Annotated in this window: 10 protein-coding genes; 8 read left to right on the top strand and 2 right to left on the bottom strand. The window is 74.3% G+C overall.

Annotated elements, in window-relative coordinates; translation table 11 throughout:
- The first annotated feature begins 579 nt into the window (after positions 1-579).
- The 3 genes from KS423_RS27550 (at position 580) to KS423_RS27540 (ending at position 2,112) form a co-directional block, all read left to right on the top strand.
- Positions 580-960: a roadblock/LC7 domain-containing protein gene (locus tag KS423_RS27550; protein ID WP_224282477.1), complete on the top strand. Its 381-nt coding sequence runs from the start codon at positions 580-582 to the stop codon at positions 958-960.
- 143 nt (positions 961-1,103) lie between these two features.
- A complete protein-coding gene (locus tag KS423_RS27545; protein ID WP_263455298.1) occupies positions 1,104-1,433 on the top strand; it encodes a DUF742 domain-containing protein in 330 nt (109 codons plus the stop codon).
- Between the two features lie 106 nt (positions 1,434-1,539).
- Positions 1,540-2,112, top strand: a complete 573-nt coding sequence (locus KS423_RS27540; RefSeq protein WP_224282476.1) for an ATP/GTP-binding protein — start codon at positions 1,540-1,542, stop codon at positions 2,110-2,112.
- Between the two features lie 200 nt (positions 2,113-2,312).
- Here KS423_RS27540 and KS423_RS27535 read toward each other — a convergent pair whose 3' ends face one another.
- A complete protein-coding gene (locus KS423_RS27535) occupies positions 2,313-2,687 on the bottom strand; it encodes a hypothetical protein (protein WP_224282473.1) in 375 nt (124 codons plus the stop codon).
- A 329-nt stretch (positions 2,688-3,016) separates the two neighbouring features.
- Here KS423_RS27535 and KS423_RS27530 point away from each other — a divergent pair, with 329 nt between their 5' ends.
- Both KS423_RS27530 and KS423_RS27525 read left to right on the top strand, forming a co-directional pair.
- On the top strand, positions 3,017-3,559 hold the full coding sequence (locus tag KS423_RS27530) for an RNA polymerase sigma factor (RefSeq protein ID WP_224282472.1): 543 nt from the start codon (positions 3,017-3,019) through the stop codon (positions 3,557-3,559).
- A gap of 89 nt (positions 3,560-3,648) precedes the next feature.
- Entirely contained in the window at positions 3,649-4,659 is a 1,011-nt protein-coding gene (locus KS423_RS27525) for a hypothetical protein (RefSeq protein ID WP_224282471.1), read from the top strand.
- 145 nt (positions 4,660-4,804) lie between these two features.
- Here the strand turns inward: KS423_RS27525 and KS423_RS27520 are convergent, their stop codons facing one another.
- On the bottom strand, positions 4,805-6,220 hold the full coding sequence (locus KS423_RS27520; RefSeq protein ID WP_224282470.1) for a cation:dicarboxylate symporter family transporter: 1,416 nt from the start codon (positions 6,218-6,220) through the stop codon (positions 4,805-4,807).
- Positions 6,221-6,416: 196 nt separating this feature from the next.
- Here KS423_RS27520 and KS423_RS27515 point away from each other — a divergent pair, with 196 nt between their 5' ends.
- The 3 genes from KS423_RS27515 to KS423_RS27505 form a co-directional block, all read left to right on the top strand.
- Positions 6,417-8,273: an ATP-binding protein gene (locus KS423_RS27515; RefSeq protein ID WP_224282469.1), complete on the top strand. Its 1,857-nt coding sequence runs from the start codon at positions 6,417-6,419 to the stop codon at positions 8,271-8,273.
- Positions 8,270-8,998, top strand: coding sequence for a response regulator (locus KS423_RS27510; RefSeq protein ID WP_224282468.1), 729 nt, complete (start codon positions 8,270-8,272; stop codon positions 8,996-8,998). Before KS423_RS27515 ends, KS423_RS27510 begins: the two co-directional genes overlap by 4 nt.
- Before the next feature lie 186 nt (positions 8,999-9,184).
- A partial coding sequence (locus tag KS423_RS27505) for a diaminobutyrate--2-oxoglutarate transaminase family protein (RefSeq protein WP_308020254.1) occupies positions 9,185-10,364 on the top strand: 1,180 nt, incomplete at its 3' end.

Here is a 10,364-nt window from a genome sequence, read left to right as displayed (position 1 = left end):
TGACCCCGGGCCGGTGCGCCGCACCCCGTTCCGGGCCTCCGGCGCCCGGGTGGCCGGTCCGGCTGCGGACGGGGGCGCGGGTGCGGCCGCCCGTCCGCAGTCCGGACCGCCGCAGCCGTACGGCGCGGTGCCGTACCGTACGGAACCCCGTTCGGAGCCGATGCCCGGGCCGGGGCCGGACGGTCACCGATCGGACGGTCACCGCGCCGACCCGGGCCCCGAGGAGTTGCCGCGCCGGACCCGTCAGGCGAGCCTCGTGCCCCAGCTGCGTGAGGCCCCGGCCCGTCCGACCGCGCACAGCCGTCGTACGGCTGCCGCCGCCTCCGCTTCCGGCTCTGGTTCCGGCTCCGCTGAGCTCGGGTCCGGCGACGGATTCGGCGCCGCGGGCCGCAGCCCCGAGGAGGCGCGGGCGGCGATGTCCGCCTTCCAGAGTGGATGGGCACGCGGCCTGTACCCGGAGGGCCGGCGGGACGGACAACCCGCCGACCCCCCGCAGCCGCCGCGGGCGCGCCAACCCCAACCCTCGTCCCGATTTGAAGGAGAGCGTCCGTGATCGCCACCACCCACCGCGCGGGGGAGATGAACTGGCTCCTCGACGAGCTGGTCCAGCGCGCCCCCGAGCTCCGCTTCGCCGTGATGCTCTCCGCCGACGGCCTGGCCGTGGGCACCTCGGCCGGCCTGGCACGCGAGGACGGAGAGCATCTGGCGGCCGTCGCCTCCGGCTTCCACAGCCTCGCCAAAGGCGCAGGCCGGCACTTCGACGCGGGTGAAGTCCGCCAGACCATGGTCGAGTTGGAGGGTGGCTACCTGCTGGTCGCGGCGGCCGGGGAGGGCACCTGCCTCGCCGTGTTCGCCACCGCCCGGGCCGACCTCGGCCTGATCGCCTACGAGATGGCCAGACTGGTCCGCCGGGTCGGGGAGCACTTGGGCACCCCGCCGCGGGCGGTGGGCGGCCGGTGAGTCCGGTGCCCCGCCCGTACCGGGGGCGACATCCGGAGCACCCGAGGGCCGAACCCGACGGGCGCCCCCGCAACCCGCTCGCCGCCGCCCACCGGGCCCGCTGGTACGACGACGAGGCCGGGCCGCTGGTCCGTCCGTACGCGATGACCCGGGGGCGCACCGGGGGCGGGGAGCGGCAGTTCGACCTGATCGCCGTGGTGCTCACCGAGCTGCCCGACCCGGCACTCGTGCCGGACGCGCCCGAGCCGCCGGTCGGCCCGGAACAGGCGCGCATCCTCGCGCTGTGCCGGGGCACCGCGTTGTCCGTGGCCGAGCTGGCCGCCGACCTCGACCTGCCGGTGGGCGTCGTGCGGGTGCTGCTCGGTGACCTGCTGGCGGCCGGGCTCATCCGGGTCCGCCGTCCCGTCCCGCCCGCCCTGCTCCCCGACGAGCGCATCCTCCAGGAGGTCATCCGTGGACTTCGTGCACTCTGACCACCCGTCCGTACCGGCCGGGCTGTCCGAACCGCCCGATCCCTCCGGCCCGTCCGATCCGTGCGGCGGGCCGGATCCGTTCGACGCCGAGGACCCCGAAGACACCGTGCTCGCGCTCAAGATCCTGGTGGCGGGCGGCTTCGGTGTCGGCAAGACGACGCTGGTCGGCGCGGTCAGCGAGATCCGCCCGCTGCGCACCGAGGAGAGGCTGACCGAGGCCGGACGCGAGGTGGACGACCTGGACGGAGTGGAGCGGAAGACCACCACCACGGTGGCGATGGACTTCGGCCGGATCACCATCCGCGAGGGACTGGCGGTCTACCTGTTCGGCACCCCGGGGCAGGACCGGTTCTGGTTCCTCTGGGACGAGCTGGCCCAGGGGGCGCTCGGCGCGGTGGTGCTCGCCGACACCCGCCGGCTGACCGACTGCTTCCCGGCCGTCGACTTCTTCGAGCACCGGGGCATTCCGTTCGTGGTAGCGGTGAATCGTTTCGCCGGGACGCGGGAGTTCGGCCCGGAGGAGGTCGCCCGCGCGCTGGATCTGGACGCCGGCACGCCCGTGCTGCTGTGCGACGCGCGTCGCCGGGCCTCGGGCAAGGAGGTGCTGGTCAACCTGGTCGAGCACGCGGGCAGGGTGCACGCCGCCCGGCTGCTCGCGGACGCCTCGCCGGTGGGCTGAGGTGGCGCCGGGAGGCCGACGGGCGGACAGCGTGCGACTGACAGATGACAGCTGACAGATTTCGAAATCTGTCAGCTGTCATCTGTCAGTCGTCGATCGTCGGCTGCCGTCTACTGCCTGTTACTCGTCACCCGCCCCGGTCGGCGGCTGGGTGCGTCGGGGGTTCGGTCGGGGGGTGCACCTGCGGCTCGGTCAGTGGCTCAGCTGCGCCACTGGAACACGATCTTCGTCCAGGTGGATCCGGGGCACTTGCCCCAGACCGACCAGGCCTGCGGTCGCGCGCCGATCCACAGGCCGGTGGTGTGCGAGCCGTCGGCGCAGTAGGTGATGGTGCGCAGTTGCCCGGAGTAGACGTAGCAGTAGCCCTCCCAGTGCCAGCCGTAGTTGGCGGTGATGGCGCAGCGGTAGGCCTCGGCCGCGATGGTGTTCGAGGCCGCGGCGGTTCCGGGGGTGACGGTCTGATCCTGGATCGTCGCCGCCGCGGCGGCCGGCTGGGCGGTGGTCCCGAGCGCGCTCAGGGCGGCCACGGTGGCCAGTCCGAGCGTGGCGATCTTCCTGGCGATGCAACCTCGCACTGCGGTTCTCCTTGCTGAGGGTTTCTCGTCGGTGGAGTGTCCCGACCTCCGGGGTGTCCGCGCGGAGGTCAAGTCCCGTCTCCCGTACGACTGGTGACGTATTGCATACGAATGGCTGCGCACGGTGAGACGACGAACTATGATGTGACCTGTGTCACAGGTCATCCGGTTGGCCCGCGTCCCCTGCGGCCAGGCCGGACCAGGTGCTCGGGGTGCCGATTTCCGGGGAGAGCGGCATGGCGGACTGCAGCGGTCGGAATGCGGGCGGCGGACGGGAAAAGGGCTTCGGTCCGAACGGGAGCGGCGGTCAATCGGCCGAATTCAACCGGGTGTTCATCGATCTGCTGCCCAGGCTCCACCAGGCGGCAGTCTCCCTCGCCGGCGGTCCGGTCGGTGCCGGGGACGTCGTCCATGACGCGTACCTCCGGATCGCCCGCCGGCCGGAGCGCTTCCTCGGCCACCCGCAGCCTTACGCCTACGCGTTCACCACGATGGTGAACATCCTGCGCGACCAGTGGCGCCGGGAGCGCCGGCAGGTGTCGATGCCCGAGGTGCCGGAGGCGGGCGACGCCGGCGAGCGGGGCCAGGCGGCGCCCGATCCCCGGTCCGGCGGGATGGGCGAGTTGCAGGCGCGCTGGGAGGTGCTCCGGCTGCTGGACTTCCTCACCGTCAAGCAGGCCCGTGCGGTGGTCCTGGTGGACCTCGACGGCTACAGCGTCGACGAGGCCGCCGAGCTGCTCGGGCTGCACCGCAGCACGCTGGCCGTCACCCGGCGTCGCGCCCACGGCCGGCTGCGCGCCGTCCTCCAGCGGGAGCGCGAATGGGAGCGGCAGGCGGGGCGTGAACGGGAGCGCGAGCGCGGGCGGAGCTGAGGGTGCGGCGGTGGAAGGGGTCGCTGCCCGACGCACCGAACTGACAGCAAGTCAGCTGATGCGCCACCTCGGCCCGTACCCTGCGAATCGTGATCACGCACGAGGACGGCCGCCTGCGCGCACTGGCCGACGACGGCCGCTGGCCCGAGCTGCTCACCGCCTACCGGCAGGGCCGGGCGGCGGCCGTGGCGGAGGCGGGGGAGGAGACCGCGGCCGCGCTGACGGCGCCGCTCGGCCACCTGATCGCCTACGCGGCGCCGCCCGAGCTGGCCGTCCGGCTCTTCGACCGGGACGGCGGTGCGGGAACGGCTGCCGGGGTGGCCGACCACGACGCCGGCCCGCTCTGGGAGGTGCTGGCGACCCGGCACTCCTGGTTGCGGCTGGCCCCGCTGCTCGGCCCGGCCGGGGTGCGACGGCTGGTCGCGCACACCCGGGCGCTGCTCGGCGAGGACCTCTCGCACCAGGCCGAGTCCGATCCGGAGGGCGTGCCGCTGCGCTTGGAGCCGTGGGAGGCGGCGGGCTGGGACGAGGCGGCCCGGGTGCGCGAGTACCTGCCCGGCGGGGGCGCGCGCAGCGCACTGCTGACCCTGCCGGCCAGCCGGGAGGGCCTGGGCGAGGTGGAACTTCCCCCGGCGGGGCGGTCGGGTGGGCGGCCGGACGGGCCGCGGGTCACCCGGGCACTGGCCGGACTGGGCGCGCTCGCGCCGTGGGCGGAGACGGCCTGCGTCCGCGGCCAGGCCCCGGCGGCGGCCGCCCTGATGGCCCGCGACCGGCGGGTGGTCGGCGGCCATCTGCCGTTCGCGCTCGCCTACCCGGCGCTGGTGCGGGCCGCCTCCGTGGGGCGGACGCAGGGCTGTGCGCACGGGCGGCTGGGGATGTGGCGGGCCCTGGCCGCGATGGCCGCGATGGCCGGGGCGGACGGTCCGGACGGTCCGGACGGGACGGGCAGGGTGGACCGGGGCGCGGTGAATGCGCTGGTGGCCCGCATGCGCTGTTTCACCTGGCAGGAGCCTTCGGCCGGGCTGCACCACCTGCACGTCGCGCTGGAGGATCCGGCGAGCGGGGTGGCCTGGGTGGTCAGTGGCTCCCAGGAGCTGTGACGGGCCCGGAGCCCGGTCGGGCCCGGAACGCCGGTCGCGTGGAAGAGCCCGACCGGACGGGAAGACGAAGACCCCCGGTCCGGCGCCTTTCCGGGGGTTGGATAGGAGGCGCCGGACCGGGGGAGTGCGAGGGCCGCTGCCGGGCTCAGACGCCGGCGGGGGCGACGCCCTGGGCGGGGACGGCCTCGGGGGCGGAGGCTGTGGAGTCGTCCGACGCGGAGGCGGGTCCGGCGGGCCCGCCGTGGGCGTCGACCAGCGTCAGCTCGTCGAACGGCAGCTCGCCGGCCAGCACCCGCCGGGCACGCGCGGCGTCGAGTTCGCCGGTCCAGTGTCCGATCAGCACGGTCGCGACGGCGTTGCCCGCGAAGTTGGTGAGCGCGCGGGCCTCCGACATGAAGCGGTCGATGCCGACGATCAGACCGACGCCGTCCACCAGAGCGGGCTTGTGTGACTGGAGCCCGCCCGCGAGAGTGGCCAGTCCGGCGCCGGTGACCCCGGCCGCGCCCTTGCTCGCGATCACCATGAACACCAGCAGCGAGAGCTGCTCGCCGAGCGACATCGGCTTGTCCATCGCCTCGGAGATGAAGATCGAGGCCATGGTCAGGTAGATGGCGGTGCCGTCGAGGTTGAAGCTGTAGCCGGTCGGCACGGTGATGCCGACGACCGGGCGGCTGACGCCCAGGTGTTCCATCTTGGCGATCAGTCGGGGCAGTGCGCTCTCGGACGAGGAGGTGGAGAGGATCAGCAGGAACTCGCGGCCGAGGTACTTCAGCAGCGCGAACACGTTGACCCCGGCAACCAGGCGCAGCAGCGTGCCCAGCACCACGACGACGAACAGCACGCAGGTGACGTAGAAGCCGATCATGATGACGGCCAGGCTCTTCAGCGCGGCGGTGCCGGTGGCCCCGACCACGGCCGCCATCGCCCCGAAGGCGCCGATCGGCGCGACCCACATGATCATCGACATGACCCGGAAGACCAGCCGCTGCACGTGCTCGATCCCGCGCAGCACCGGCGCGCCGGCCTGGCCCATCGCCTGGAGTGCGAAGCCGATGAGCAGGGCGACCAGCAGGGTCTGGAGCACCTTGCCCTGGGTGAGGGCGGAGAGCAGGGTCTCGGGGATCATCCCGAGCAGGAAGTCGGTGGTCGACTGGGCGCCGCCGGCGGCCGCCTGGGCGTGGCCGGACTTGGCGAGCGCGGCGGTCAGGTGGAGGCCGCCGCCGGGCTCCAGGAGGTTGCCGACGACCATGCCGATGGCCAGCGCGACGGTCGACATGGCGAGGAAGTAGCCGATGGCGAGGCCGCCGACCTTGCCGACCTTCGCGGCCTTGGTCACCGAGCCGATGCCCAGGACGATGGTGCAGAAGATCACCGGGCTGATCATCATCTTGATCAGGTTGACGAAGCCCGTGCCGACCGGCTTCAGCTCCACGGCGAAACCGGGAGCGGCCAGACCGACCACCACACCCGCGATCACCGCGGCGATCACCGCGATGTAGAGGTAGTGGGTCCTGTCCTTGGGTCTGGGTCCCGCCGCCGTGGCGGCTCCAGCGATCGACATCTGCGGCTCCCTTGCCGTGCAGTCCTGGCGGCCCCGGGGGATGGGCCGCTCCGACTATGGGCCCAGAGGTGACACAGGTCACGTTTGCGTTCATAGAGTTCATGAACGGTGCGGGTGGTCCGGGAGGCGGGCCCGCGAACGATGCGGGCCGGACGGGCTCTGGGGCCGTCCGGGAGCGTGGTGCACACTGGCAGGCATGTCCCAGCACACCGCCCCCACCGCCCCGCGCCGCCGCTCGCGCCGGCCGACGGGCCGCGGGCCCCGGCGGTTGCCCCGAGGCCTGCCCCACCGCCTGCCCCGAGGCCTGGTCAGATGCCTCCCCCGGCGCCTCGTCCGGAGCCTGGCCGGGCAGCTGTTCGTGGTCCAGGTGGTGATCGTCGCCGCCGTGGTCGCCGGCGGCGCGGTGCTCGCGTACCTCTTCGCCGCCGACCGCACCGAGGATGCCGCCCGTCGCCAGGTCACCGCGGTCGCGCACGCCGTCGCGGACTCGCCGTCCGTCCGGGCCGCGGTCGCCGGGCCGGACCCGACCGCGGTGCTCCAGCCGTACGTCGAGCAGGTGCGGGCCGACACCGGGGTCTCCTTCATCACCGTCATGGACACCGACGGCGTGCGCTGGACCCACCCGCTGCCCGATCAGATCGGCCGGACCTACCTCGGGCACATCGACTGGGCGCTCGCCGGGCAGACCCGCAGCGAGACGTACACCGGCACGCTCGGCCCGTCGGTGCGGGTGGTCACCCCGGTGTGGGACGACCGGCACCGGGTGGTCGCGCTGGTCAGCGCGGGCCTCACGGTGGAGTCGATCTCCGCGCAGCTGAGCGGTCCGCTGCTCGCCCTGGTCGGGGTGGCGGTGGCCGCGCTCGCGGTCGGCGGCGTCGGCACCTACCTCGCCAACTCCCGGCTGCGGCGGCACACCCACGGAATGGGGCCGGACGAGCTGAGCCACCTCTACGAGTACCACCAGGCCACCCTGCACGCGGTGCGCGAGGGGCTGGTCCTGCTGGACCGCTCGCACCGGGTGGTGCTGTGCAACGACGCCGCCCGTGAACTGCTCGGTCTGGCAGGCGACCTGGACGGCCGCCCGGTGGCGGGGCTGGGTCTGCCGGAGGCGCTGGTGGCGGCCGTGCTGAGGGAGGAGCCGGTCCGGGACGAGGTGCACCTGACCGCCGAGCGGGTCGTGGTGCTGAACACCTCCACCATCGGCACCGGAAACGGTCTCGGCAGGGTGGTCACCCTCCGGGACCACACCGAACTCCAGGCGCTCAGCGGCGAGTTGGACTCCGTACGCGGCTTCACCGAGGCGCTCGGAGCGCAGGCGCACGAGGCCGCCAACCGCTTGCACGCGGTGGTCTCGCTGATCGAACTCGGCCGACACGAGCAGGCGGTGGAGTTCGCCACGGCCGAGCTCGAACTCGCCCAGCAGCTCACCGACCGGGTGGTCGCGGCGGTGAGTGAGCCGGTGCTGGCCGCGCTGCTGCTCGGCAAGGCGGCCCAAGCCGCCGAACGGGGCGTGGAGTTGACCCTCACCGAGGACAGCCGGATCGACGACGGGGTGCTGCCGCCCGGGCTCTCCGCGCGGGACCTGATCACCGTGCTCGGCAACCTGATCGACAACGCCGTGGACGCCGCCATCGCCGGTGCGGCCGGGAGCACCGTCCCGCCGGAGGTCACCGTCACGGCGCGGATCGCCGGCCGCCGGGACTGCGGCGGTCGGGACTGCGGCGGCGATGGTGCGGGAGCGGACGGTGACTGCCTGCTGCTGCGGGTCGCCGACACCGGTCCGGGGATCGCCCCGGGCGCGGTCGACGACGTGTTCCGGCGAGGCTGGAGCACGAAGCAGGACGGTCACGGTCACGGGCTCGGGCTGGCGCTGGTCGCCCAGACCGCCCGGCGCAACGGCGGCACCGTCGAGGTCGGACGGGAGCGCGGCGCGGTGCTCACCGTGCGGCTGCCGCTGGGCGGACAGACGGCAGGGCCCGCCGGCGGGGCGGGGGAGTCCACCGGCGAGCCGCGGGAGACCACTGGCCGGGAGCAGGAAGGGGCCCTGGTGTGAGCAGCGCCGCCGACACCGCCGCCGCGACGGGGATCTCCGTCCTGGTGGTCGAGGACGACCCGGTGGCCGCCGCCGCGCACACCCTGTACGTCCGGCGGGAGCCCGGCTTCCACGCCGCGGGGACGGTCCACAGCTGTGCCGACGCGCTGCGCTTCCTGGACCGGGCCCGCGCCGCCGGGACGCCCGTCGACCTCATCCTGCTGGACCTCTACCTGCCGGACGGCCACGGGCTCCAGCTCTGCCGCACGTTGCGCGCGACCGGCCACGGCGCCGACGTCATCGCGGTGACCTCGGCCCGCGACCTCGCCATGGTCCGGCAGGCGGTCTCCGCGGGCGTCGTGCAGTACCTGCTGAAACCGTTCAGCGCGGCCGCCCTGCACGACCGCCTGGACCGCTACGCCCGCTACCGGGACAGCCTCGGGCGCACCGGCGAGGCGACCGGGCAGGAGGAGGTCGACCAGGCGCTCGCCCTGCTCCGCACGCCGGAGCGCACCACTCTGCCCAAGGGGCTGTGCGCGCCCACCCTGGACGCCGTCGCCTCGGTGCTGCGCGAGGCGGCCACCGGGCTGTCGGCGGCGGCCGCGGGCGCCGCCGCCGGGGTCTCGCGGATCACCGCGCGGCGCTACCTGGAGCACCTGGTGGAGACCGGGTGCGCGGTGCGGGAGCCGCAGTACGGGAGTGTCGGGCGGCCGGAGCTCTGCTACCGGTGGCGGGGGCGGGGCTGACGTCGGTGGGGCCGGGGCCGGCGGCCGACGGGGTTTCGGGGTCCCACGCCGTGACCTTTCCGCGCGGTGCTCGTTTGGGGAACCGGGGGAGGTTCACTCGCTCGGGTGGTTTCGGGGCCCCGAGGACATTCCGCCAGGTCAAGGTCAGTAAAGTTAGGCTTACCTAACTTCCTCTGGGGGTCCCTCGTGTCGCTCGCTGCCGTATCCGCCCAGGCCGCCTCCGCAGCCCCGGCCGCCGGTGAAGCCATCCTGCGCCGTCAGCGCGTCCGCGAGTCCGCCGCCAGAACGTACGCCCGCTCCTTCCCGATCGTCCCGGTCCGCGCCAACGGCATGACCGTCGAGGGCGCCGACGGACGGCGCTACCTGGACTGCCTCTCCGGCGCCGGAACACTCGCCCTCGGCCACAACCACCCGGTGGTGCTGGAGGCGATCCGCCGCACCCTCGACAGCGGCGCCCCGCTGCACCTGCTCGACCTCGCCACCGCCGAGAAGGACGACTTCACCAGCGCGCTGTTCGAGAGCCTGCCGGCGGAGTTCGCCGCCCGCGCGCGGGTGCACTTCTGCGGACCGGCCGGGACGGACGCCGTCGAGGCCGCGCTCAAGCTGATGCAGACCGCCACCGGCCGCTCCGGCGCGCTCGCCTTCACCGGCGCGTACCACGGCATGACCGCCGGTGCCCTCGCGCTCACCGGCAACGTCGCCGTCAAGGAGCCGCTGCCGAGCGGCGGCGAGGTCGCCCGGCTGCCCTACCCGTACGGCTACCGCTGCCCGTTCGGGGTCGGCGGCGAGGCGGGCGCCGACCTCGCCGCGACCTACGTGGAGCGGCTGCTGGACGACCCCTCGGGCGGCGTGGTGGCGCCCGCCGCGATGATCCTGGAGGCCGTCCAGGGCGAGGGCGGGGTCGTCCCCGCGCCCGACGGCTGGCTGCGCGCGATGCGCCGGATCACCGCCGAGCGCGGCATTCCGCTGATCGTCGACGAGGTGCAGACCGGAGTCGGCCGCACCGGCGCGATGTGGGCGATCGAGCACAGCGGCGTCGTCCCGGACGCCATGGTCCTCTCCAAGGCCATCGGCGGCAGCCTGCCGCTCGCCGTCGTCGTCTACCGCGAGGACTACGACGGCTGGCGGCCCGGCGCCCACACCGGCACCTTCCGCGGCAACACCCTCGCCATGGCCGCCGGGGCCGCGACGCTGCGCCACGTCGCGGCCAACGGACTGGCCGAGCGGGCCGCCGTCGTCGGCGAGCGGATGGCGGCCCGGCTGCGCGAGCTCGCGGCCGAACTGCCGGTGATCGGCGACGTGCGCGGCCGGGGGCTGATGCTCGGGGTCGAACTGGTCGACCCGGCGGCCGAGCCCGACGCGTGCG

The sequence above is a fragment of the Streptomyces sp. LS1784 genome (assembly GCF_020103755.1).
Taxonomy (GTDB): Bacteria; Actinomycetota; Actinomycetes; order Streptomycetales; family Streptomycetaceae; genus Kitasatospora.
The sequence above is the reverse complement of the archived record's forward strand: the minus strand, read 5'-3'. Positions and strand labels throughout refer to the sequence as shown.